The 23,914-nt window shown below is 72.4% G+C and carries 17 protein-coding genes and 1 pseudogene; 11 read left to right on the top strand and 7 right to left on the bottom strand.

Going from position 1 to position 23,914, the window contains the following annotated elements; translation table 11 throughout:
• The coding region (locus tag LQ222_RS23630) for a helicase-related protein (RefSeq protein WP_230169330.1) at positions 1–2,659 on the bottom strand (2,659 nt) is incomplete at its 3' end.
• Positions 2,660–2,748: 89 nt separating this feature from the next.
• Between LQ222_RS23630 and LQ222_RS23625 the strand changes: the two genes are divergently transcribed.
• The 4 genes from LQ222_RS23625 to LQ222_RS23610 all read left to right on the top strand — a co-directional run bounded on the left by LQ222_RS23625 (position 2,749) and on the right by LQ222_RS23610 (position 6,687).
• Entirely contained in the window at positions 2,749–3,879 is a 1,131-nt protein-coding gene (locus tag LQ222_RS23625) for an MFS transporter (protein WP_230169329.1), read from the top strand.
• Positions 3,880–4,004: 125 nt separating this feature from the next.
• On the top strand, positions 4,005–5,039 hold the full coding sequence (locus LQ222_RS23620; protein WP_230169328.1) for a tripartite tricarboxylate transporter substrate binding protein: 1,035 nt from the start codon (positions 4,005–4,007) through the stop codon (positions 5,037–5,039).
• An 18-nt stretch (positions 5,040–5,057) separates the two neighbouring features.
• Positions 5,058–5,738 (top strand): Crp/Fnr family transcriptional regulator, encoded by a 681-nt coding sequence (locus tag LQ222_RS23615; protein ID WP_230169327.1) that lies wholly within the window; start codon positions 5,058–5,060, stop codon positions 5,736–5,738.
• Between the two features lie 145 nt (positions 5,739–5,883).
• Positions 5,884–6,687, top strand: a complete 804-nt coding sequence (locus tag LQ222_RS23610) for a hypothetical protein (RefSeq protein WP_230169326.1) — start codon at positions 5,884–5,886, stop codon at positions 6,685–6,687.
• Positions 6,688–6,751: 64 nt separating this feature from the next.
• On the opposite strand, the gene acnA is transcribed toward LQ222_RS23610, so the two are convergent.
• Positions 6,752–9,448 (bottom strand): aconitate hydratase AcnA, encoded by a 2,697-nt coding sequence (acnA, locus tag LQ222_RS23605; protein ID WP_230169325.1) that lies wholly within the window; start codon positions 9,446–9,448, stop codon positions 6,752–6,754.
• A 104-nt stretch (positions 9,449–9,552) separates the two neighbouring features.
• Here acnA and ccmA point away from each other — a divergent pair, with 104 nt between their 5' ends.
• From ccmA to LQ222_RS23585, 4 genes are all read left to right on the top strand, one after another.
• Positions 9,553–10,164: a heme ABC exporter ATP-binding protein CcmA gene (gene ccmA / locus LQ222_RS23600; protein ID WP_230169324.1), complete on the top strand. Its 612-nt coding sequence runs from the start codon at positions 9,553–9,555 to the stop codon at positions 10,162–10,164.
• Positions 10,161–10,820 (top strand): heme exporter protein CcmB, encoded by a 660-nt coding sequence (ccmB, locus tag LQ222_RS23595; protein WP_230169323.1) that lies wholly within the window; start codon positions 10,161–10,163, stop codon positions 10,818–10,820. Before ccmA ends, ccmB begins: the two co-directional genes overlap by 4 nt.
• 946 nt (positions 10,821–11,766) lie before the next feature.
• A complete protein-coding gene (locus LQ222_RS23590; protein ID WP_230169322.1) occupies positions 11,767–15,873 on the top strand; it encodes a Hint domain-containing protein in 4,107 nt (1,368 codons plus the stop codon).
• 521 nt (positions 15,874–16,394) lie between these two features.
• Complete coding sequence (locus LQ222_RS23585) at positions 16,395–16,664, top strand: hypothetical protein (RefSeq protein WP_230169321.1); 270 nt, start codon at positions 16,395–16,397, stop codon at positions 16,662–16,664.
• A 12-nt stretch (positions 16,665–16,676) separates the two neighbouring features.
• Here the strand turns inward: LQ222_RS23585 and LQ222_RS23580 are convergent, their stop codons facing one another.
• The 4 genes from LQ222_RS23580 to LQ222_RS23565 all read right to left on the bottom strand — a co-directional run bounded on the left by LQ222_RS23580 (position 16,677) and on the right by LQ222_RS23565 (position 20,637).
• Positions 16,677–17,654 (bottom strand): NAD(P)H-dependent glycerol-3-phosphate dehydrogenase, encoded by a 978-nt coding sequence (locus LQ222_RS23580; protein WP_230169320.1) that lies wholly within the window; start codon positions 17,652–17,654, stop codon positions 16,677–16,679.
• 76 nt (positions 17,655–17,730) lie between these two features.
• Positions 17,731–18,555: a 23S rRNA (adenine(2030)-N(6))-methyltransferase RlmJ gene (locus LQ222_RS23575; protein ID WP_230169319.1), complete on the bottom strand. Its 825-nt coding sequence runs from the start codon at positions 18,553–18,555 to the stop codon at positions 17,731–17,733.
• Between the two features lie 122 nt (positions 18,556–18,677).
• Positions 18,678–19,574, bottom strand: a complete 897-nt coding sequence (locus LQ222_RS23570; protein ID WP_230169318.1) for a hypothetical protein — start codon at positions 19,572–19,574, stop codon at positions 18,678–18,680.
• A 13-nt stretch (positions 19,575–19,587) separates the two neighbouring features.
• Positions 19,588–20,637 carry an SPFH domain-containing protein gene (locus LQ222_RS23565; RefSeq protein WP_230169317.1) on the bottom strand — a complete coding sequence of 350 codons (1,050 nt, stop codon included), beginning with the start codon at positions 20,635–20,637 and terminating at the stop codon, positions 19,588–19,590.
• A gap of 134 nt (positions 20,638–20,771) precedes the next feature.
• On the opposite strand from LQ222_RS23565, the gene LQ222_RS23560 reads away from it, so the two are divergent.
• A complete protein-coding gene (locus LQ222_RS23560; RefSeq protein ID WP_230169316.1) occupies positions 20,772–21,443 on the top strand; it encodes an NrtR DNA-binding winged helix domain-containing protein in 672 nt (223 codons plus the stop codon).
• A 154-nt stretch (positions 21,444–21,597) separates the two neighbouring features.
• Here the strand turns inward: LQ222_RS23560 and tsaD are convergent, their stop codons facing one another.
• On the bottom strand, positions 21,598–22,644 hold the full coding sequence (gene tsaD, locus LQ222_RS23555; RefSeq protein ID WP_230169315.1) for a tRNA (adenosine(37)-N6)-threonylcarbamoyltransferase complex transferase subunit TsaD: 1,047 nt from the start codon (positions 22,642–22,644) through the stop codon (positions 21,598–21,600).
• A 23-nt stretch (positions 22,645–22,667) separates the two neighbouring features.
• On the opposite strand from tsaD, the gene hemC reads away from it, so the two are divergent.
• Positions 22,668–23,645, top strand: a complete 978-nt coding sequence (gene hemC / locus LQ222_RS23550) for a hydroxymethylbilane synthase (RefSeq protein WP_230169314.1) — start codon at positions 22,668–22,670, stop codon at positions 23,643–23,645.
• 66 nt (positions 23,646–23,711) lie between these two features.
• Positions 23,712–23,914, top strand: a pseudogene (locus tag LQ222_RS23545) (uroporphyrinogen-III synthase); the annotation flags it as partial.

The raw sequence follows: 23,914 nt of genomic DNA, 5'->3' as shown, positions 1-23,914 counted from the left end.
GGGCCTCGGCACCTTCGGCCGGCGCGGCGCCCTCGGCCGCGGGCGCATCGGCCGGCGGCTGGTCGGGCCGCGGCGCGCGGCGATCCTCGCGGCGAGGACCACGAGTCTGGCCATCGCGGCGCGGACCACGGTTCTCGCCCTCGCGCCGCTCGCCGTCGCCGCGCCCCTGGCCCTCGCGGCGCGGGCCGCGATGATGCTCCTGCCGCGGCGGGCGCGCATGGGCGATCCGCGCCGGCGCCGGCGGCCCGAACGCCTTCTCCTCCAGCACCTCGGCCGGGATCAGGCGGAAGCCCATGGCGTCGAGCACCGGCGCGAGCGCATCGCCCTTCACGCCGAGCCGGCTCGCGAGGTCGCCGGGCAGCATGGCGGGCGCGCGCCGCGTCAGGTGCCCGATCTCCCCGGCGATGCGTTCCGCGACGTCCAGGCGGAGCAGCACCGGGCCGGCGGGCAGCCAGCCCATGGTCTCGGCGAAGCCGCGCGGCCAGTCCTCGCGCGCCGGCACGGCGATGAGGCCGCCGCCGGGCAGCTTCGGCGTCTCGATGCCGCGCAGCAGCGACCACAGCTGCGCGCGCAGCGCCATCGCCTTCGGCTTCATGGCTTCCGGCACGAACAGCGCGTAGCGGCCCGCACGGATGCCGATGCCCTTCAGCTTCTGGCGCAGGTCGGGGCGGATGTCGGGGTCGGTGCGGCCCATCGCCAGGCCCAGTTCCTCGCGCAGCCGGAAGGCCGGGCCGCGCAGGGTGTTGTCCTCGGCGGCCTTGCCCTCGGCGGTGAAGACCGCGCCGAGCTCGCGCTTGATGAGGTTCTCCAGCCAGGTGGCCAGGCGTTCGCGGATGCGTTCGCGCTGCGCGCCATCGAGGAATTCGGAGGCCAGCACCTCGACCTGCGGCTTGGAGGGTTCCGGGCCGGGCTTGAGCTTCGCGACCTCGGCGATGTCGCCGAGGCCCGCGGGCATGTTCGGCGCATGCGAATAGGCCCAGGTCACCTTGTGCGCGGGCGTCAGCGCGAAGGCGTCGTCCTTGGCGGCTTCCAGCATCGCGACGCGGCGCGGGATCTCGGCGGCCAGCGCGCGGCGGGCGGCGCGCAGCACGACGCGGCGTTCTTCTTCCTCGACCGTCGCGGAATCGGGTTCGAAGGCGAAGCCCTTCACGGTGCCGACCGGATGGCCCTCGACCACCACCTCGCCGCGGCGGGTGACGGCGGAGAGCAGTTCCTCCTCGGTATCGTCCATCTTGCGGATCAGGTGGGCGGCGCGGCGGTCGACGAAGCGCGCGGTCAGGGTTTCGTGCAGCGCGTCGCTCACCATGTCCTCGGCGCGCCGCGCATCGGCCTGCAGCCCCGGCGCGTCGTCGATCCAGTCGTTGCGCGCGGCGATATAGGCCCAGATGCGGATGGCGCTGATGCGCGCCATCAGGGTATCGAGGTCGCCATCGGTGCGTTCCAGCACCGCCAGCGATCCCACCAGCCAGTCGCGCGGCAGCTTGCCGTCGCGCGCCAGGTGGGTGAACAGCTTGCCGCACAGCGCGGTGTGGCTGTCATCGGCCAGCTTGCGGAAATCCGGCACCTGGCAGGCTTCCCACAGCAGCCGCACGCGCGACATCGTGTCGGCCAGGTTGCGCACATCGGCGTCGCGCGACAGTGCCTCGAGCGTGATGTGGTCGACCGCGTCGTGGCCTTTCGCCAGCCCGGCCTGCGGCGGGCTTGCCGCCAGGCTGCCCAGCAGCGCGTCGATGCTGGTGAAATCCAGGTCCGAATTCCGCCAGGCGATCTGCGCGATCGGCTCGAAGGCGTGGGTCTCGACGGCGGCGACGATCTCATCGGGCATGGCGGCGCATTCGGCCGTCGTGCCGAAGGACCCGTCCTTCATGCCGCGCCCGGCACGCCCGGCGATCTGCGCGACTTCCTGCGCGGTCAGCGGGCGGGGCTGCTGGCCGTCGAACTTCTGCAGCGCGGCGAAGGCGACATGGTCGACATCCATGTTCAGGCCCATGCCGATCGCGTCGGTCGCGACCAGGAAATCGACCTCGCGGTTCTGGTACAGCGCGACCTGCGCGTTGCGCGTGCGCGGCGACAGCCGGCCCATCACCACCGCGCAGCCGCCGCGGCGGCGGCGAACGGCCTCGGCGATGGCGTAGACCTCGTTCGCGCTGAAGGCGACGATGGCGGACCGCGCGGGCAGGCGGGTCAGCTTGGCCGGCCCTGCGTAGGTGAGCTGGGACAGGCGCGGGCGCGTCTCGATCTCGGCGCGCGGCACCAGGCGGCGCAGCAGCGGCGCGATGGTCTCGGCGCCGAGGAACATGGTCTCGACCATGCCGCGCGCATGCAGCAGCCGGTCGGTGAAGACATGCCCGCGATCGGGATCGGCACAGAGCTGGATTTCATCGACCGCGAGGAATTCGACCGGGCGGTCGAGCGGCATGGCCTCCACCGTGCAGGCGAACCACTTCGCCTCGGGCGGGACGATCTTCTCCTCGCCGGTGATCAGCGCGACGTGGCGCTCGCCCTTCTGCGCCACCATGCGGTCGTAGTTCTCGCGCGCCAGCAGGCGCAGCGGGAAGCCGATGATGCCGGAGGCATGCGCGAGCAATCGCTCGATCGCGAGATGCGTCTTGCCGGTATTGGTGGGGCCGAGGACGGCGCGGACCCGAGGTTCGAACATGGCGCGCAGACGTTCCGCAATGGGGGGCGGGCTTCCGTCGCATGGGGCGCGCCACTTGTCCATGGCAGGCCCGCGCGCGAGGGTGGAACGTGACGTCCAGCGCCCCCCGCTTCGCCATCCTGTTCGCCGCGCAATTCGCCGCGGTGGGCGTGATGCTGCCCTTCATTCCGCCGCTGATGGCCGCCGCCGGGCTCGGCGCGGCCGAGGTCGCCACCATCCTCGCGATCGGCGGCGCGGTGCGGCTGGCCACGGGGCCGCTCGGCGGGCGCATCGCGGATGCGCTGGGGCAGCCGCGCGCGGTGATGGCGGCGGGCGCGGCGATCGCGGCAGGTGCGGCGGTGCTGTACGGCCTGGCCGCCGGCTTCAGCGGATTGCTGGCGGCGAACCTGGTCTTCGCGGTGGCGATCGCCTGCGTCGTGCCGCTTGGCGATTCCATGGCGCTGCGCGCGGCACGCGCGGATGGGTGGGACTACGGCCGCGTGCGCGCGGTGGGGTCGGCGGCCTTCATCGTCGCGGCGGGGGCCGCCGGCTGGGTCGCCGAACGCGCCGGGGCGGGCAGCGTGGCCTGGCTGCTGGCCGGCGCGCTGGCGGCGGCGGCGGTCGCGGCGCTGCTGCTGCCGCCAGGCGAGGCGCATCCGCGGCGCGGCGGCGGCGCCTTCCGCGCCGTGCTGGCGCTGCCGGCGTTCCGCCGCGTGCTGGTGGTCTCGGCGCTGATCCAGGGCAGCCACGCGGCGTATTACGCCTTCGGGTCGATCCATTGGGCGCAGTCGGGCGTGGCGCCGAGCGTGATCGGCCTGCTCTGGGCCTGGTCGGTGGTGGCGGAGGTGGCGCTGTTCGCGTGGGGGCGGCCCGTCGCTGACCGGCTGGGTGCGCGCGGGTTGGCGCTGGTGGCGGCAGGAGCGGGGGTGCTGCGCTGGGCGGTGACCGCGCAGACCGCGGCGCTGCCGGCGCTGGTGGCGGCGCAGGCGCTGCATGCGCTCACCTTCGGCGCGATGCACCTGGCGACGATGCGGGTGATGCAGGCGCGTGTCCCGGCGGCGGTGGCGGGCACGGCGCAGACGTTGCTCGCGGCCGGGATCGGGGCGGTGATGATGGTGGCGACGCTGGCGGCCGGGTGGGGGTATGCGGCGGTGGGTGGGGGGGTGTTCTGGGGGATGGCGGGAATGTGCGGGGCGGGCGGCGCGCTGCTGCTGCGCGGCTGGCTGGCCGAGGCGCGCTGACGGCCCGCGCGTGGCGATGGACAGGACGGCACCGCACCGGGCATCATGCGGTCGCTTCGTAAGCCCAACGAACCAAATTGCGCGAAGCACAGCCCCGCATCCCCTGATGTCAGGAGAAAGCCGCCATGGTTGTGCCCTTTCCGCGCCCTGTGTTCCCCGCGCCGCGCCGCGTTCGTGCCGCCATCCACTACCTGCGCCGCCGCCGCATGGTCGCCGCGGGGCTGCTTGCCGCCGCCGTGCCGGGTGCGGCGCGCGGCCAGGCGCCCTGGCCCACGCGCCCGCTGCGCGCCGTGGTGCCCTTCCCGCCGGGTGGCGGGACGCTGGATGCGCTGGCGCGCGCCCTGGCCCCCGCGCTGGGCGAGGCGCTCGGCCAGCCCATGGTGGTCGAGAACCGCGCCGGCGCCGGCGGCAACATCGCCGCCGAGGCGGTGGCGCGCGCCGAACCGGACGGGCTGACGCTGATCCTGGTGTCGACCGGGCTCGCGGCGTTCAGCCCGAACCTCTATCCGCGGCTGGCCTGGAAGCCGGAGGATTTCGCCTCGGTCGGGCTGATCGGGCGCGCGCCGCTCGGGCTGTTCGTGCGCGCGGACGGGCCGGCGGATTTCGCCGCCCTGGCCGCCGCGGCGCGGGCGCGTCCGGGGGTCATGACCTATGGCAGCGCGGGCAACGGACTTCCGAGCCATGTGGGCATGGAGTTGCTGCGCCGCCAGGCGGGGCTCGACATCACCCATGTGCCCTATCGCGGCACGCCGCCGGTGGTGACCGACCTGCTGGCGGGGCGGGTGGACATGGCGCTGGACAGCCCGCCGGCCTGGCTCGGCCAGGTGCGCGATGGGCGGGTGCGGATGCTGCTCGTGACCTCCGCCGCGCGGTGGTCCGGCGCGCCGGGCGTGCCGAGCGCGGCGGAAGCCGGCGTGCCGGATTTCGTGGTGGAGAACTGGCAGGGGCTGCAGGTGCCCGCGCGCACGCCGCCCGAGCGGGTCGCGCGGCTGTCGGAGGCGCTGCGCGGCGTGCTGGCGGAGCCGGAGACGCAGGCGGTACTGGCACGGCTGGGCATCGACGTGTGGACTTCGACCCCGGCCGAGATGGACGCGGTGGTGGTGGCCGAGCGCGCCCGCTGGGGCGCGGTGATCCGCGCCGCAGGTATCAGGGTGGATTGAGGCGCGGCGGCGGCGCGAGTGACCGCCGGCGAGATCGCGGTGACCGCCATCGGCTATGCGGCGGCCATCGCGACCATCATGGCGCAGCGGATGCGTACCATGATCCCGCTGCGCGTCGCGGCGATCGTGGCGAACCTGCTGTTCATCGCCTTCGGCGCGCTGGCGCTGCTGTGGAACGTGCTGTTCCTGCACCTGGTGCTGTTGCCGCTGAACCTGCGGCGGCTGGTCGAGATGCGCCGGCTGGTGGCGCGCGTGCGCGATGCCGCGGCGGGCGATTTCGTGGCCGACTGGCTGCGCCCCTTCACGCGGCGCGTTGTGCTGCCGGCGGGCACGGTGCTGTTCCGCCGCGGGGATGCGGCGGAGGCAGCGTACTACCTGCTGCGCGGGGCCTTCCGCTACGCCGAGACCGGCCGCGTGGTGGCGCCGGGCGGGTTCTTCGGCGACATCGCGATCTTCGCCGATGACCGGCGACGCACCAATACCGGCATCTGCGAGAGCGAGGTCGAGGCGCTGGAACTGAGCTACGACGAACTCACGCAGCTGTACCTGCAGAACCCGCGCTTCGGCTTCTACTATGTGCGCCAGGTGGTGGGGAATCTGCGCGAGCACATCACGCTGCTGGAGGCGGCGCGGGACCAGGCACTACAAGCAGAGCCCTCCCGGATCTGGGGCGCCACGGACAACAAGGATCCGGCCTAGGCCGCCTCGGCGGCGCTGATGCCGCCACACGTTCAGTGTGATCGAACCTGCTCGGGGACCTTGCTTGGCGCGAGACAATGGATCGTGACATCCTCGGCGTCATCGAAGCGGAACGATCCGCGGTGCTGAGTTGTCAGGAGGAAGCATGAGCTCTTCATCCACACCACCGCGCGACATCGGCGACGCGTTGCTCTGGGGCTTGCCAGTGCATGCCATAGAAGCGGCACTTGGTTCGGCCGATGGCAATGAGATCGGCAGCGGCAAGCTGTTCAGCCCGCAATCTTCGGCGGCACTGGCGATCAACGCATTCGGTGTGTTTATCGACCGCCCGGGAGCCTTGCCGTCGCTCCCCGGGACGGAGGACCTCGGCTGGCCCGCGACGTCGGTGCGGATCGAGGCGCCCCTGCCGTTTCCCTGGCATCGTGGCCGGAAGCCGAATCTCGATATCCTCATCGAAACGGCGACTGGCCTCATCGGCGTGGAAAGCAAGCGCTTCGAACCATTCGACACCCATGGCGCCCCGTCCTGGAGCGACACCTATTGGTCGGTCGACTGGACGCCGGACCTGGCGCGGCACGCTCTCATGCGCGATGCGTCGCGGGCTGGCGAAGCCGGGTTCGTGCACATCGAGGAAGCACAGCTCGTCAAGCATGCGCTCGGCCTTGCAACCGCCACCGCGCCCGGCCAAGCCGCGGGCGGCAAGACGCCCTGGCTCGTGCATCTGCGCGCGGAACCCGAGGTGGATCGGCGGGGTCGCCCTTTGGATACCGATAAGCATGCTCGCCATGGCGCCGAGGTCGCCCGTTATGGTGCGGCTGTCGCTGGCGATCGCGTCCGGTTCGTCGGCGTGACCTACGCTGAACTCCTATCAGTGTGGCAGCGCAGCGAAGTCCCGCAGCTGCGTGCGCACGCAGCCGCAATCCGCGCATTCTTCGGTTCGGCCATCTGAAACGCAAAAGGGCGCGGCCCCCGCGGACCGCGCCCCTCGCCGAATCGCCGTTCGCGCGGCGGCCTTACGCCGCCTTCGCCATCCCGCGCAGCACGTAGTGCAGGATGCCGCCGTTGCGGTAGTACTCGACCTCATCGGCCGTATCGACGCGGCACATCACCTGCGTCTTCACCTGCGACCCATCGGCGCGGGTGATCACCACATCCATCATCATGCGCGGGGAGAGTTGCTCCACGCCCAGGATGTCGATCGTCTCCTCGCCCGTCAGCCCCAGCGTGGTGCGGCTCTCGCCGTCCTTGAAGACCAGCGGCAGCACGCCCATCCCCACCAGGTTCGACCGGTGGATGCGCTCGAAGCTTTCCGCGATCACGGCCTTCACGCCCAGCAGGAACGTCCCCTTCGCCGCCCAGTCGCGCGACGACCCGGTGCCGTATTCCTTGCCGCCGATCACCACCAGCGGCACGCCTTCGCGCTTGTAGCGCATCGCGGTCGTGTAGATCGGCGCCACGTCGCCCGACGGGTAGTGCTTGGACACGCCGCCTTCGACACCCGGCACCATCTCGTTCTTGATGCGGATATTGGCGAAGGTGCCGCGCATCATCACTTCATGGTTGCCGCGGCGCGCGCCGTAGGAGTTGAAGTCGTCCTGCCGCACCTGGTGTTCCACCAGGTATTCGCCCGCCGGCGACGCCTTGCGGATATTGCCGGCCGGGGAGATGTGGTCGGTCGTGATGCTGTCCGCCAGCAGGGCCAGCAGCCGCGCGCCGCGCACATCGCCGGTCGGCTTCGGGTCCATGGTCATGCCCTCGAAATAAGGCGGGTTCTGGACGTAGGTGCTGCCGGAATTCCAGCGATAGGTGTCGCTGTCCGCATCGACGCGGATCGCCTGCCACTGCGCCGGACCCTTGAAGACGTCGCCGTAGCGTTCCTGGAACATCTCGCGCGTCACGACGGAATGGACGGTGTCGGTCACCTCCTTCTGCGTCGGCCAGATGTCCTTCAGGTAGACGGGCTGGCCGTCGCGGCCGGTGCCGATCGGGTCCTTCGACATGTCCAGGCGGATGGTGCCGGCCAGCGCATAGGCCACCACCAGCGGCGGGGAGGCGAGGTAGTTCGCGCGCACATTGGCATGCACGCGGCCTTCGAAGTTGCGGTTGCCCGAGAGCACGGACACGCCGACCAGCTTGTTGGTCTCGATGGCGTCCACGATCGGCTCCGCCAGCGGGCCGGAATTGCCGATGCAGGTGGTGCAGCCATAGCCGACGGTCTGGAAGCCCAGCGCATCCAGATGCGGCGACAGCCCCGCCTTGTCCAGGTAGTCGGTCACCACCTGCGAACCCGGTGCGAGCGAGGTCTTGACCCAGGGCTTCGCGGTCAGCCCCTTCTCATGCGCCTTCTTGGCCACCAGCCCGGCGGCGACCAGCACATAGGGGTTCGACGTATTGGTGCAGGACGTGATCGCCGCGATCACCACGTCGCCATGGCCGAGGTCGTAATTCGCACCCGCCACCGGCACGCGCAGATCGGCCTTGTCGCCCGGCACGCCCATGGTCCCGGCCGCCAGGTCCTTCAGGAAGGACGCCCCGGCATTGGACAGCGCCACGCGGTCCTGCGGGCGCTTCGGCCCGGCCATCGACGGTTCGACGGTGGACAGGTCGAGTTCCAGCGTGTCGGTGAAGACCGGGTCGGGGCTGTCCGCCTCGCGGAACATGTCCTGGGCCTTGGCGTAGTCGCGCACCAGGTTGATGCGGTGCTCGTCGCGGCCGGACAGGCGCAGGTAGTTCAGCGTGGTCTCGTCCACCGGGAAGAAGCCGCAGGTGGCGCCATATTCGGGGGCCATGTTGCCGATGGTCGCACGGTCGGCCAGCGGCAGGTGCGCCAGGCCCGGGCCGTAGAATTCGACGAACTTGCCGACCACGCCCTTCTTGCGGAGCATCTGCGTGACCGTCAGCACCAGGTCGGTGGCGGTGACGCCCTCGCGCACCGAGCCCACCAGCTTGAAGCCGATCACGTCGGGGATGAGCATGGCGATCGGCTGGCCGAGCATCGCCGCCTCGGCCTCGATCCCGCCCACGCCCCAGCCGAGCACGCCCAGGCCGTTCACCATGGTGGTGTGGCTGTCGGTTCCGTAGCAGCTGTCGGGGAAGGCGTAGGTCTCGCCGATATCGGTCGCGGTCCAGACCACCTGCGCCAGGTATTCCAGGTTCACCTGGTGGCAGATGCCGGTGCCCGGCGGCACGACGCGGAAATTGTTGAAGGCTTCCTGGCCCCAGCGGAGGAATTCGTAACGCTCGCCATTGCGCTCGAACTCGACATCGACGTTCTTCTGAAGCGCGGCGGCGGAACCGGAGTAATCCACCATCACCGAGTGGTCGATGACCAGGTCCACCGGCACCAGCGGGTTCACCTTGCGCGGATCGCCGTTCAGGCTGAGCAGCGCGTCGCGCATGGCGGCGAGGTCAACGACGGCCGGCACACCAGTAAAATCCTGCAGCAGGATGCGGGCGGGGCGGAACGGCACTTCCTTGGTGGAACGGCCGGCCACCAGCCACTCCGCGATCTTCTTCGCGTCGTCGACGGTGTAGGAGCGCCCGTCCTCGAAGCGCAGCACGTTCTCGAGCAGCACCTTGAGGCTGTAGGGCAGGCGCGAGATGTCGCCGATGCTCTTGGCCGCCTCGGGCAGGCTGAAGTAGTGATAGGTCTTGCCGTCCACATCGAGGGTACGGCGGGTCTTCAGGCTGTCCTGCCCGATCATCCGCATGGTCGCGATGCCCTTCCTCAGCTGCGAGGCGGCCTCTCGCGGCCGCACAATCCGGGCGGTTTAAAGCATGGCGGCCGTTGACGGTCCATGGATTGGGGGCGGTTTTGACTGAGCGTGGCGGGGCGGTCCTGGAAGCGCGCGACCTGGCCTGCCTGCGCGGCGACCGCGCGGTCTTCGCCGGCCTGTCCTTCACGTTGAATGCCGGCGAGGCATTGTTGCTGACCGGCGCGAATGGCGCGGGCAAGTCGACATTGCTTCGCATTCTCAGTTCGCTTCTTCGACCGGCCGATGGCGTCGTGTCATGGCGCGGCGAGGACATCGCCGCCGACCCGCCCGCCCATGCGATGCGCCTGCGCTACCTGTCGCACCAGGACGCGCTGAAGCCGGCGCTCAGCGTTGCCGAGAACCTGGCCTTCTTCGCGCGGCTGGGGGGCGGGGATGTCGCGGCGGCGCTCGACGCGCTGGCGCTGGCGCCGCTGGCCGACCTGCCGGCGCGGGTCTTGTCGTCGGGGCAGAAGCGTCGCCTCGCGCTGGCGCGCCTGGCGCTCGCGCCCGTGCCGCTGTGGCTGCTGGACGAACCGACCACGGGGGTGGATGCCGCCTCGGTCGAACGCCTGCGGCCGCTGCTGGCGGCGCATCGCGCGGCCGGCGGCATGGTGGTGGCGGCCACGCATATCCCGCTGCCGCTGGACGGCGCGCGGGAGTTGCGGCTGTGAGCGCCTTCGCCGCCCTGCTGGGCCGCGAGATCCGCCTGGCGCTGCGCCACCCGGCCGATACGCTGGCGGCGGTGCTGTTCTTCGTGCTGGTCGCCGCGCTGTTTCCCTTCGGCGTCGGCCCGGCGCCGGAATTGCTGGCGCGGCTTGCGCCGGGCGCGCTGTTCGCCGCCGCCATGCTGGCGGCGCTGCTGCCGCTCGACCGCCTGTTCGGCGCGGATGCCGAGGACGGCACGCTCGACCAGCTGCTGCTGTCGGGCCTGCCGCGCGGTGGCATCGCGGCGGCCAAGGCGCTTGGCCACTGGATCACCACCGGGCTGCCGCTGCTGGCCGCCACGCCGGTGGCCGCGGCACTGCTGAACCTGCCGGTCGAGGCCTGGGGAACGGCGATCGCGGCGCTGGGCCTGGCCACCGCCCTGCTGTCGCTGCTCGGCACGGTGGGGGCTGCGCTGACGCTGGGCGCGCGGCGCGGGTCGGTCCTGCTGCCCTTGCTGGTGCTGCCCTTGGCGATCCCCGCGGTGATTTTCGGCGCCGCGGCGATCGAGGCGGCGGCCTCGGGCCTGTCGCCGGCGCCCTTCCTGTTGCTGCTCGGCGCGGGGGTGTCGCTGGCCGCGCCGCTGGCGCCGATCGCGGCGGGTGCGGCGCTGGCGGCCGACTAGCGACGTTTGGGGTCGCTCTGGCTCACGACAACGTCTCTGGTGGCCCGAAGACGAAGCCCGCAGGACTTCTGATGTGGGACACTGGGCGCGTGGGGCGTCGAGGGCGCCTCGGCTCGGCATCTTCACGCGAAAGTGAATATCTGCCGGTCCGGCCCGGTTCGCGGCTGGCGCGCATGTCCAGCGGAGCGTCGGTGCACGCGAAGCGCGAGTGGCGGCCGCGCGGGCACCAGGGTTGGCTGCCCATGAAACGGCGTAAATCGTGACATGGGCGCGCAGGCCCGATCAGACGGGATGCCCCCCAGCCAGGACCATGGTCGCGTCGCGACCTTGATCCCTTCATGAAATGCAACCCACGCGAGTATTTCTTGGGGTGCGCGCAACAGTTCCCGAAAAAAGCAAACGCAGATGTGAAGAATTTCGTCATTTGTGCCGGGGGCGCACTGCGCTATAAGCCCGACTGTCTCAATTCTGAGGATAGACACCTAAAAAATGATGTTCCGCCTGACCCTCGTTCCGCCCCCGCACGGCGCTGCCGTGCGCGCGGAATCGCGTGGGTCGGCGGCTCGGCTGGGTCGTCGTCTGGCGGCGCTGCTGCGCCTGGGGCGCTCGATCGATCTTCGCGATGCGGCGGCCGTCGTGCCGGCGGCCCAACCTTCCTCCGAGACGCCCGTGGCGGGCACGTCAATGCCGCCCCTCGGCGCGCGTGCAGCGCGCGCCACGTCGCGGGCGCCACGCCGCCAGGTCCGGCGCCCAGCCGGCCGCGCCGCGTCCGGCGCGCCGGGCCGACCAGGCCACCCAGCCGTATCTGTCGCGCCGGTCCTGGCGCGCCCGGAACGTTCCACCCCGTCGCCGCTGCGCGCCCGGGCCCTTTCGCATTTCCGCCAGTTCCACGCCATTCCGCCCGCGGCCCTGCCCGGCGCCAAAGCTTCCTGAGGAGACATAGTCCATGGCCACCGTCACCGGCTCCACCGGCGCAGACAACCTGTCGAGCAACAGCACCGGCAGCCTCCCGAACACGACCACCGGCGCCGATACGATCTTCGGCGACAGCCTGCTCTCGGCGGCGCTGGCTGCCGACTTCGTGGGCGGCGCCAACGACACCATCGAAGCGCAGGGCGGCGACGACCTGATCTACGGCCAGGGCGGCAACGACAGCATCCGCGGCGGCGACGGCAACGACACGGCCTTCGGCGGCGTGGGCAACGACATCATTCGCGGCGACGCCGGCAACGACTCGATCATCGGCGGCGACGGCAACGACCAGCTCCGCGGCGATGCCGGCAGCGACGTGATCTCGGGCGATGCGGGCGACGACTCGCTGTACGGCGCGAACATCGCGGGCGACAACAGCAGCGACCCCGACACCCTGTCGGGCGGCGCCGGCAACGACCTTCTGGTCGGCGGCGGCGGCGGTGACGTGCTGGTCGGCGGCGACAACAACGACACCATCGTCGGCAATGACGGCAACGACTTCATCAATGGCGGCCTCGGCTCCGACAGCATGGTCGGCGGCGCCGGCTTCGACACCGTCTCCTATGCCGGGTCGACGGCCGCGGTCGCGATCAACCTCGGTTCCCCGGGCGGTCTCGGCGGCGAGGCGCAGGGTGACGTGCTCTCCGGCTTCGAGGGCGTGATCGGCTCCGGCTTCAACGACACGCTGGTCGGCTTCGACAACGCCGACAACGTGCTGGTCGGCGGCGCGGGCAACGACAGCATCCAGACCATCCTGGGCGACGTCGCGCAGGGCGACGGCGGCAACGACACGCTGCTCGGCTCCACGGGCCTCGGCGGCGGCGATGCCGACACGCTCGACGGCGGCGCCGACGACGACGTCATCGTGGGTGGCGGCGGCGTCGACTCGCTGGTGGGCGGCGCGGGCAACGACAGCATCACCGCGGGTGCGGGCAGCGAGACGATCGACGCCGGCAGCGGCAACGACACCGTGCGGGCCTCGGCGGACAACGACACGCTGCAGGGCGGCGCCGACACCGACCTCGTGGACTACACCGGCATCACCGGCGCGGTGACGCTGAACATGGCGACCGGTGCGGCCACCGGCGGCGCCGGGTCCGACTCCGTGGTGGGCTTCGAGAACGCGATCGGCGGCTCGGGCGCCGACTCCATTCTGGGCACCACGGGCGCCAACAACCTGCAGGGCGGCGCGGGCGCGGCCAACGACACGCTGAGCGGCGGTACCGGCAACGACACGCTGAACGGCGGCGGCGGCAATGACAGCCTGCTCGGCGGTGCCGATACCGACACGGCGGACTACACCGGCGCGACCGCCGGCGTGACGGTCACGCTGGACACCAACAACAACGGCACCGGCACCGGCGCCGATGTGGGCGCCGACAGCCTGACCAGCATCGAGAACGTGCTGGGCGGCGGCGGCGCGGACAGCATCACCAGCACCGGCGGCACCACCGCCAACCTGTTCGACGGCGCGGGCGGCAACGACACGCTGACGGGCGGCGGCGGCAACGACACGCTGGTCGGCGGGACGGGCAGCGACTGGGCGTCCTACGCCGGCGCCACCGGCCCCGTGGCCGTGACCATCGACGGCGCCGGGAATGGCGGGTCGACCGGGGCGGCGGGCGCGGATTCGCTGGCCGGGGTCGAGAACATCCTCGGCAGCAGCAACGCCGACGTCATCGTCGGCGGCTCGGGCGCCAACAGTCTGCTCGGCGGCGACGGCAATGACAGCGTCTCCGGCGGCGGCGGCTCCGATGTCATCGGCGGCGGCGCGGGCAACGACACGCTGGCCGGCGGCGTCGGCAACGAGACGATCGATGGCGGCAACGACAATGACAGCGTGATCGGCTCGCTGGGCAATGACAGCCTGGCCGGCGGCGGCGGCACGAACACGCTGGACTACAGCGGTTCGACCTCGGCGGTGACCGTGAATCTCGCCACCGAGCGCGCCAGCGGCACCGGCATCGGCAGCGACACCATCACCGGCTTCGGCGTGGTCAACGCCAGCACGAGCGACGACAGCGTGGTCGGCGGTTCGGGCGCCGAGACGGTCAATGCCGGCGGTGGCAACGACACGGTCGTGGGTTCGCTGGGCAATGACAGCCTGGCCGGCGGCGGCGGCACGAACACGCTGGACTACAGCGGTTCGACCCAGCCGGTGACCGTCAACCTGGCGACCGAGCGCGCCAATGGCGATGGCATCGGCAACGACACCATCACCGGCTTCGGCGTGGTCAACACCGGCAATGGCGCCGACAGCGTGGTCGGCGGCTCGGGTGCCGAGACGGTCAATGCCGGCGGCGGCAACGACACGGTGGTGGGTTCGCTGGGCAATGACAGCCTGGCCGGCGGCGGCGGCACGAACACGCTGGACTACAGCGGTTCGACGGCGGCGGTGACGGTCGACCTGGCGGGTGAACGCGCCAATGGCGGCGACATCGGCAGCGACACCATCACCGGCTTCGGCGTGGTCAATACCGGCAATGGCGCCGACAGCGTGGTCGGCGGCTCGGGCGCCGAGACGGTCAATGCCGGTGGCGGCAACGACACGGTCGTGGGCTCGCTGGGCAATGACAGCCTGGCCGGCGGCGGCGGCACGAACACGCTGGACTACAGCGGTTCGACGGCGGCGGTGACGGTCGACCTGGCGGGTGAACGCGCCAATGGCGGCGACATCGGCAGTGACACCATCACCGGCTTCGGCGTGGTGAACACCGGCGGCGGCAATGACAGCGTGGTCGGCGGTTCGGGTGCCGAGACGGTCAATGCCGGCGGTGGCAACGACACCGTGGTGGGGTCGGACGGCGCCGACAGCCTGGTCGGCGGCGGCGGCACCAACACCCTCGACTACAGCGGCTCGCCCGGCCCGGTCACGGTGAACCTGGCCGACGACACGGTCGCCGACGGCTACGGCGATATCGACACCATCTCGGGCTTCAACGTCGTCAATACCGGCGGCGGCAATGACAGCGTGGTCGGCGGCTCGGGTGCCGAGACGGTCAATGCCGGCGGTGGCAACGACATCGTCGAAGGCTCGGCCGGCAACGACAGCATCGTCGGTGGCCCGGGCAACGACACGCTCGACTACAGCGACGCGCCAGGCCCGGTCTTCGTCAACCTCGACGACGACACCGTGCAGGACGGCTTCGGCGGCACCGACACGATCGATGGCTTCGAGGGCATCACGCTGACCGACGGTGCCGACACCGTCGTCTCCGGCGGTGGCGACGACAGCATCGACCTGGGCGGCGGCAATGACAGCCTGGTCTGGAACCAGGGCGATGGCGACGACACCATCAACCTGGGCGACGGCAACGACACCCTCGACCTCGAGGGCTGGACCGGCGGCAATGACGACCCCTGGGAGACGATCTCGGGCCCCGGCGGTTCGACCCTGTTCTTCAACACGCTCACCGGCGGCGATGGGCCCGATACGCTCACCGTCTTCGGCTACGACGGCACCAACGACGTCATCACCTGCTTCGCCGAGGGCACGCGCATCGCGACCGCCCGCGGGGAAGTGCCGGTCGAGCAGCTGCGCGCCGGCGACCTGGTGGTGGCGGCCCATGGTGGGGCGCCGCTCCAGCCGCTGGTCTGGGTCGGGTCGACGCGGATCGATGTCGCGCGCCAGCGCAACAAGGCCAAGGCCGCGCCGATCCTGATCAAGGCGGGTGCCCTGGCCGAGGGCGTGCCCTTCCGCGACCTGCGCGTCAGCCCCGAGCACGCCATCTTCCTCGATGGCCGCCTGGTGCCGGCACGCCTGCTGGTGAACGGCACCTCGATCGTGCAGGAACTGTGGGTCCGCGCGGTCACCTACTACCACGTCGAACTCCAGGCCCATGGCCTGGTGGTCAGCGAGGGCGCGGTGACCGAGACCTACTTCGACGACGGCAACCGCCACCTGTTCGACAACGCCAAGGTCGCGGCACTGGTGGTGGACTTCGAGGCGATGCGCGCCAACGGCCGCTATGCCGAAGCGGCCTGCGCCCCGCTGGCCGCCGAGGACGACGCGGCGCTGGTGACGATCCGGGCGCGCATCGCGGCGCGCGCCGCGGGCGCGGCGACGGCGCGGCGCGCCTGACGCCGGCAAGCGTCCTGCCCCTTCCGTCCGCCGGCCTGGCTGGCGGACGGAAGGGGCACGCAGGCCACGCGCGGCCTTCGCGCGGGGTGTGACACCGGGCGCCGCCGAAGTCGGCGCCGGGTGATCGGGCGGGGGCGCGAATCGGCGCCGCTCGGCCCGCCTTCCGCGAGCGGATCGCGGATCTCTTCCATCACGATCGCGTGATTTGTCTAAATTCTCGGCAATGTCACTGCGCGCGAGCCGGGGCAGCGCGTCCCCACGCCGCGTCGCCTCCGTGACAAGATGTTCAAAAGACGTTCTTTTTCGCCGCTTTTCGTGATCGCGACGACATCGCCGGTTCGCCCGCAGAAAGCGCGGTCCGCGCGCCGCCGTTACGCAGCTCTACCATTGGTCGCTGTCGCGACATGGCGATCCGATTATGATGCACCTCACGGCTTCGCGGCGCGGAACATGCGCGCAATGCCGGTACGGACGCCGCCAAAAGGCGGCGCCGTGTCCACCCCCTGAAGGACACGACGCCCATGGCCGAGACCACACCGTCCCCGGACGACGTCATCATCACCCTGCGCCCCGTCGCCGGCGGGTCCAGCACCATCGAGATCGATCGCCTGCGCGACGGCTCCTACCGCGCCACCCATCGCGCCGGCATGGGCACGCTGGAGCTCTGCCGCACCGACGACCTGGAGCGCCTGCTGCGCCAACTGAACGAGGCGCTGATCACCGGCACCCAGTCCGGCTACGTGGCCGCGGTGCGCAACCTGCACGAGACCGAGCTCTCCCGCGCCGGCTGAGGCGACGCGGCGCTACTCCGCGCGCAGGGGGCGCGCCAGGAGCCGCGCCATCGCCTCCCGCACGGTGATCCTCTCCGCGACCAGGTCCGCCACCGCGGCGCAAACCGGCAGTTCCACGCCGACCGACGCCGCCCGCGCGACCAGCGCGGGCGCCGTCGCCACGCCCTCGGTCACGCCGGCCCGCGCGGCCAGCACATCCGCGAGCCGTTCGCCGCGCCCCAGCGCCAGCCCCAGCGACATGTTCCGGCTGCCCGGCCCCGCGCAGGTCAGCACCAGGTCGCCCAGCCCGGTCAGGCCGGCCGCCGTCTCCGCCCGCCCGCCCAGCGCCACCGCCAGGCGCGACAATTCCGCCAGGCCCCGTGTCACCAGCGCCGCCCGCGCATTCTCCCCGAGCCCCGCACCGATCACGGCGCCCGCGGCGATCGCGATGACATTCTTCGCGGCGCCCCCGACCTCGGCGCCGACGGGATCCTCGCCGGCATAGAGCCGGAAGCCGGGCGACCCCAGCAGCGCCACGGCCCCCTCGCGCAGCGCCGCATCCGTGGCGGCCACCACCGCGGCCGCCGGCAGGCCCCAGGCGACCTCATGCGCGAAGTTCGGCCCGGACAGCACGCCGGCGACCTGCCTGGGGCGCAGCGCCGCCAGCACTTCGAGTGGCAGCGCCAGGCTGCCGGCCTCGACCCCCTTGCAGCACAGCAGCATCGGCACGCCGCTCGCAGGCAGGTCAGCCACCACGCTCCGCAGCGCCTGCACCGGCACGACCAGCAGCGCCAGCGACGCTCCGCGCAGCGCCTCCGCGGCATCGGCGCTGACGGCAATGCCATCGGGCAAGGCCGCGCCGGGCAGGTAGCGCGCATTCTCGCGCGCGGCGGCGATCGCGGCGGCACGCGACGGGTCGCGCGCCCACAGCACCACCTCGCTGCCGGCGCGGGCGGCCTGGATGGCGAGCGCGGTGCCCCAGGCGCCGGCGCCGAGGATCGCGATCTTCATGCGGAAGGTCGGGGGAGGGGAACCTCCCCCGATCCCCCTCCCTTCCTTGGGACGCCGCCCATGCACATGGGCGGCGTCATTCGGGGGTGACCTGGGTCAGGGAGAGGCCGGCGCCAGGCTCGGTGCCCAGCAGGGGCAGCAAGGCCGACAGCAAGGCTTCGGCGGCCGGCACGAAGCCGAAGGGGGGGTTCACCACCAGAAGGCCACTCCCGTTCAGGCGGCGCGGGTCGGTGGGTTCGCGCAGCCACAGTTCGGCCGCCACGATATCCCGCACGCCGGTCGCGCGCAGCGCATCATGGAAATCGCGCACCGGCGCGCGATGCTTGACCGGGTACCAGGCCGCCACGATGCCGGCGCGGAAGCGGCGGTTCACCTCCGCGATGGCCGCGACGAGCCGCGCGAATTCCTCCTCCTGCTCGAAGGGCGGGTCGATCAGCACCAGGCCGCGCTTCTCCGGAAACGGGGTGAGCGCGCGGATCGCCTCCCAGGCATCGCGCCGATGCACGGCCACCTCCGCCTCCCGCGCGAACAGGCCGCGCAGCGCGGCGTGGTCCTCGGGGTGCAATTCGCAACAGGCCAGCCGGTCGCCTGGGCGCAGCGCGGCGCGGATCAGCGCCGGCGACCCCGGGTAGCGCGCCGGAAACCCCTGCGCGCGCAGCGCCGCGACGAAAGGCGCCAGCGGCCCGTCGACCACATCCGCCAACCGCAATGCCCCGCGCGCGGCCTCCCCGGTGCGGGCCGCCTCATCCGCCGAGAGGTCGTAGATCCCGCGCCCGGCGTGGGTATCCAGCACGGCGAAGGGCGCAGGCTTGCGCCGCAGCGCACTGACCAGCAGCAGCAGCAGCGCGTGCTTCAGGCAGTCGGCGTGGTTGCCGGCGTGAAAGGCGTGGCGGTAGTTCATGCGGGGGCGGTCATGGCGCGACCTTCGATGCCGCGCAACTTTCACCCGCCCGCCCGCGCGGCTGTCGGGTCACGAAGCCCGCGCGGGCCGCGCGATGCGGAACGCCCGCGCCGCCGTCGCGATCAGCCCGGCACCGCCAACCTCAGCCGCCGCGCGGCCGGCGCGATCCGTACCTGGCGCCCCCAGCCGAAGCCGAGCCGGTCCGACTCGATGCCATCCGCGAAGATCGTGCCGCCCTCATCCATCTCCGACGTCACCAGCAGCGGGTCGTCCTCCACCAGCCCGGCCACCAGCTCGGCGCCCGTGGCCGGCCCCGGCCAGGCTTCCCGCACCAGGAAGCCGAGCCGCGGCAGCGTCGGCGGCAGGTCCATCCGCCGCCCGCTGGCCCGCAGGATGGACGCCGCCCAGCCCGTCGCCCCGGTGCCCGTCGCGACGATCAGGCCGGAGGAGGATTGCCGCTCCCGCATGCCATGCGCCGCGATGGTGTAGCGCGCCGACTGATGGCTGCGATGGCCGACGAAGATCTCGTTCAGCGCCAGCAGGCTCTCGCCATCATCCATCCGTGCCTCGGCCATGACACGCTGTTCCAGCGGGATGGCGCCGGCCGCGGCCGCGCGCAGCGCTTCGCCGGCGTCGCGCGCGGTGAAGCGCACCAGCACCCCGGCATTGCGGCCGGGCTGCGGGTCCACCCCGATCACCACCTGGCCATCGAGGTACTTCGCGACGTTCGCCACCAGCCCATCCGGGCCGACGGCCAGCACGATGTCCTCTGGCCCGAAGACGAAGCGTTCCACCTCCGCCCGGCTGATGCCGGCCTGGCGCCAGTCGGGCGGGATGGCGGCGCGGACCTGGCGCACCACCTCGGCGACGTCCCGATGCGCGGCCTCGACGTCCTCCAGCGAGATGCCTCGCCGCTCCAGCACGAAGCGCGCGGAAGCGAGGCTCGCATGGCTGGCGCGGACGCGGTCGAGCTCGGTCTCGCGCCGCACCAGCACCGCGCGGGGGCTGAGCAGGGCCATCGCCGCCTCCTGCTCACGAGCCGCGCGGCGCGGCCATCGCGCCGGCCAGCGCGCCGCCCAGCTGCGCCACCAGGTCGGGGCCGAGGTTCAGCGTGCCGATGCGCGCCGCCCCCAGGCCGTGCCGGAGCGCCTCCGCGATCACCACCACATCCGGCATGGTTGCCGCGATCTCGGCGCGGGCGCGTTCGCCGACCAGGCGGGCCTCGTCCAGCGCGCGGGTGGCGTCGGCCTCGGCGGCGGACTCGATGGCGCGGGCGCGGGCGGCGGCCTCGGCGGCGATCTCCTGCGTGGCGGCCGCCGAGGTCGCGGCGATGCGACTGCCTTCTGCGGCGGCCTCGGCGCGGGCGCGTTCGTTGTCGCGTTCGCGGGCGATCAGCGCGGCGCGTTCCTCCTCGAGCCGGATGCGCGCGCGGGTCTCGTTCTGGGCGATCGCGGCCTCCTTCTCCACCGCGGCGGCGCGCCGCGCGAAGGTGGCCTCGTCGGCACCCTGCTGGAGGCGCTCGATGGTCGGCTGGCGCAGCGCGCGCACCAGCTCGGGGGAGGGGGTGAGGTTGGCGAGCCGCACCCCCGCCAGCTCGACGCCGATCGCGGCGAGCCGTGTGGTCTGCGCCAAATCTTGCGCCACCGCGTCGTGTAGGGCGCCCACGCCCTCGGCCAGCACGGTGGCGATGTCGCGGGCGGCGACGAAGCGTTCCACCGCCACGCGCAGCAAGCCGTCGATCAGCGATTCCACCTGCGCGATGGGCTCGGCGTTGTGCAGGCCGGTCAGGGGGTCGATCGAGAAGTCGATGCGGTCGGCCAGCAGCAGCGGCTCGGCGGCGCGCCAGGTGGCGATGCCCTGCACGCTGACCTGCTGGAAGTCCCGCGTGGCCGCGGACAGCGCGATGACGTGGTCGCGGTCATCGGCCGGCACCTCGACCAGCGAGGTGGCGCCGCGGGTCGCGTACCAGGCGGCGATGCCGCGGCCGGATTGCACCAGCGCCCCGCCGCGATGCACGGCGAGGAAGGCGGAGGCCTCGGCGCGAACCAAGGCATAGGGACCAAAGCGGCGGATGGTGGCCATGGGGGCCTCCTGCGGTCTGTGGCCCGGCGGGTCTGCCGGTGCCGATCGCAGGATCATGGGATTGCAATTCACAAAATGCAAATTGAAAAATGCGAATTGCATGGCGGGCCGCGCGCCGCCATCCTCCCGCCGCCATGTCCGGCCCCGAGAAGCGCCCCATCGTTACCGTCGACACCGTGCTGTTCACGCTGCGCGACGGCGCGCTGGCGACGCTGCTGCAACCCCGCGCCAAGCCGCCCCATGCCGGGCGGCTGGCCCTGGTAGGCGGCTATGTGCGGCCCGACCAGGACAGCGGCACCCTGGCCGCGGCCGCGCGCATCCTGGCCGAGAAGACCGGCCTGGCGGGCCTGTTCCTGGAACAGCTGATGACCTTCGCCGGGCCGGATCGCGACCCGCGCGGCTGGTCGCTCTCGGTCGCGCATTACGCCCTGGTGCCGGAAGCCGCGCTGGCGCGCGCCGTGCCCGACATCGCGGTGCTCCCGATCGGGGACGTCCCGCCGCTGCCCTTCGACCACGATGCCATCCTGGCCGCCGCGCTGGAGCGCCTGCGCGGCAAATCGGCCTGGTCCACCCTGCCGGCCTTCCTGCTGCCGGAGTCCTTCACCCTGCCCATGCTGAAGGCGGTATACGAGACGGTGATGGGCGAACGCCTCAACGACAGCGCCTTCCGCAGGAAGATCAACGAGCTCCGCATCATCGAGGAAGTGCCCGACGCCCGCAGCCCGGCCACCGCCGAACGCCGCCGCCCGGCGCAGCTCTATCGCCTGTCGCGCCGCGCGCTGGTCGCCTTCGACCGGGTGATCTGATCGACGGTTCGAGACCGCGGCCTTCGGTACATTCCGAAGCGCGTCGGGGCCGCCCATCGCCGCCCCCCCCGCTTCACCATCCTGGCGCGGTCCCGGTTTCGGCGCGCTTGAACGGTCCCTGCGGCGCGCGCCGGGCTGCCCGCCCGGCCTTGCGTCAGGCCCCGGCCAACTCGGCCAACGGCCAGCGCGGCCGCGGCGCATGATCCAGCCCGTCGGTCAGCCCCGCGCGCAACCGCTCGATCCCCGCCCAGGCCACCATCACCGCATTGTCCGTGCACAGCCGCAGCGGCGGGGCGAGCATCGGCACGCCCGCCCGCGCCGCCGCGCCCGCCAGCGCCCCGCGCACCGCCTGGTTCGCCGCCACGCCGCCGGCCACCACCACGGCGGTCGTGCCCGGCATCATCGCCAGCGCGTTTCGCGCCCGGTCGGCCAGCACCGCCGCGACCGAGCCCTGGAACGCCGCCGCCACATCGGCGTGCCGCGCCCCCTGCGCCACCGCCCGCGCCACCGCGGTCTTCAACCCGCTGAAGGAGAAATCGCAGCCCGGACGCCCATACAGCGGCCGCGGCAGCGCCACCGCGCGCGCATCGCCGGTCGCCGCCAGCCGTTCCAGATGCGGCCCGCCCGGCCAGGGCAGGCCCATCAGCTTGGCGGCCTTGTCGAAGGCCTCGCCCACCGCATCGTCCAGCGTGGTGCCAAGTCGGCGATACCGCCCCAGCCCCTCCACCGCGACGCATTGGCAATGCCCGCCGGAGACCAGCAGCAGCAGATACGGGAATTCCGGCGCGCCCTCCGGCAGCAGCCCCGGCAGCCGCGCCGTCAGCGCATGCGCCTCCAGGTGGTTCACCGCCACGAAGGGCAGCCCGCGCGCGATCGCCACCCCCTTGCCGAATCCGCTGCCCACGATCAGCCCGCCAATGAGGCCCGGCCCGGCGGTCGCCGCCACCGCGCCCAGCTCCGCGAAGGCAACGCCCGCGCGCGCCATCACCCGCTCCGCCAGCCCCGGCAGCGCGGCCAGGTGGGCGCGCGCCGCGATCTCGGGCACCACGCCGCCGAAGCGGGCGTGCTCGGCCTCCTGCGACAGCACGCCCTCGGCCAGGATGGTGCCGTCCGGCGCCAGCACGGCCGCCGCCGTCTCGTCGCAGCTGCTCTCAAGGCCCAGCACCGGCCCCGGCAGCTTGATCCCACCTTCCACGCCCATGGGCAGGGTTCTATGACACAGGCATGTCCCTTGCCCATCCCGCCGCAGCGCGTCGTGCCCTTCCGCTCCGCGTGGGCACGCGCGCCTCGCCGCTCGCGCTGTGGCAGACGCGGGATTTCCTGGCCCGCATCACCCGCTTCTGCCCCGTGCTGCGCGATGCCAATGCCTTCGAGGAACAGCGGATCGAGACCTCCGGCGACAAGATCCAGGACCGCCTGCTGGCCGAGATCGGCGGCAAGGGCCTCTTCGCCAAGGAAATCCACGAGGCGCTGCTCGATCGCCGCGTCGATTTCGCGGTGCATTCGCTCAAGGACCTCGAGACCGAGATGCCGCCGGGCATCGTGCTGGCCTGCACCCTGAAGCGCGAGGATGCGCGCGACTGCCTGCTGCCCGGCCCCGCGCTGCCCGCCGCCGACCCGGCGGACCCCTTCGCCGCGCTGCCGCAGGGCGCGGTGATCGGCACGTCGTCGGTGCGGCGCCAGTCCCAGCTGCTGCATCGCCGGCCCGACCTGAACGTGGTCATGTTCCGCGGCAATGTGCAGACGCGCCTGCGCAAGCTGGCGGAAGGCGAGGCCGCCGCGACGCTGCTCGCACTCGCCGGCCTGCGCCGCATGGAACTCGACCCGCCGGGTTCCGTCGCGATCGACGCCGAGATCATGGTCCCCGCCGCTGGCCAAGGCATCGTCGGGGTGACCGTGCGCGCCGACGACACCGAACTGCACGAATTGCTGGCCGCCATCGAGGACCCCGAGGCGCGCGCCGTCTCCTCCGCCGAACGCGCGCTGCTGGCGGCGCTCGACGGGTCCTGCCGCACCCCGATCGGCGGCCATGCGCGGCTGATGGACAATGGCCGCCTGCGCCTGACCGGCCTGGTCGCGCGCGCCGACGGCTCCTTCCTGCTGCGCCGGACCGAGGAAGGCGACGCGGCCGACGCGATCCGCCTGGGTGATGCGCTGGGCCAGGCGCTGCGGCGCGACAGCCCGGCCGACCTGTTTGCGTAGCCCGCCCGCCACGCCGGCGGCGCCCCGCGCGTCGCCGTGGCGCGCGACCGTGCCGCGCCGCGCCTGATGCCCGTACGCGCCGTCCTTGTGACGCGCCCCGCGCCGGGCGATGCGGAAACCGCGGCGGCGCTTGCCGCGCTCGGCTGGCAGCCGGTCTTGGCCCCCGCGCTGGTGCTGCGCGAATGCCCACCCGCGACGCTGCCGCCCGCCCAGGCCCTGCTGCTGGCCAGCCGCGCCGCCGCGCGCGCCCTGCCGCCCACGCCGATGCC

Source organism: Roseomonas sp. CECT 9278, from assembly GCF_918698155.1.
Classification (GTDB): Bacteria; Pseudomonadota; Alphaproteobacteria; order Acetobacterales; family Acetobacteraceae; genus Neoroseomonas.
This window is presented reverse-complemented; position numbering and strand designations above follow the sequence as displayed.

Bases quoted from the DNA above. Each gene is read 5' to 3' on its own strand.
- LQ222_RS23620 (WP_230169328.1), top strand. From the start codon at position 4,005: ATGGTTGTGCCCTTTCCGCGCCCTGTGTTCCCCGCGCCGCGCCGCGTT.
- LQ222_RS23610 (WP_230169326.1), top strand. From the start codon at position 5,884: ATGAGCTCTTCATCCACACCACCGCGCGACATCGGCGACGCGTTGCTC.
- acnA (WP_230169325.1), bottom strand. From the start codon at position 9,448: ATGCGGATGATCGGGCAGGACAGCCTGAAGACCCGCCGTACCCTCGAT.
- LQ222_RS23590 (WP_230169322.1), top strand. From the start codon at position 11,767: ATGGCCACCGTCACCGGCTCCACCGGCGCAGACAACCTGTCGAGCAAC.
- LQ222_RS23585 (WP_230169321.1), top strand. From the start codon at position 16,395: ATGGCCGAGACCACACCGTCCCCGGACGACGTCATCATCACCCTGCGC.
- LQ222_RS23580 (WP_230169320.1), bottom strand. From the start codon at position 17,654: ATGAAGATCGCGATCCTCGGCGCCGGCGCCTGGGGCACCGCGCTCGCC.
- LQ222_RS23575 (WP_230169319.1), bottom strand. From the start codon at position 18,555: ATGAACTACCGCCACGCCTTTCACGCCGGCAACCACGCCGACTGCCTG.
- LQ222_RS23570 (WP_230169318.1), bottom strand. From the start codon at position 19,574: ATGGCCCTGCTCAGCCCCCGCGCGGTGCTGGTGCGGCGCGAGACCGAG.
- LQ222_RS23565 (WP_230169317.1), bottom strand. From the start codon at position 20,637: ATGGCCACCATCCGCCGCTTTGGTCCCTATGCCTTGGTTCGCGCCGAG.
- LQ222_RS23560 (WP_230169316.1), top strand. From the start codon at position 20,772: ATGTCCGGCCCCGAGAAGCGCCCCATCGTTACCGTCGACACCGTGCTG.
- tsaD (WP_230169315.1), bottom strand. From the start codon at position 22,644: ATGGGCGTGGAAGGTGGGATCAAGCTGCCGGGGCCGGTGCTGGGCCTT.
- hemC (WP_230169314.1), top strand. From the start codon at position 22,668: ATGTCCCTTGCCCATCCCGCCGCAGCGCGTCGTGCCCTTCCGCTCCGC.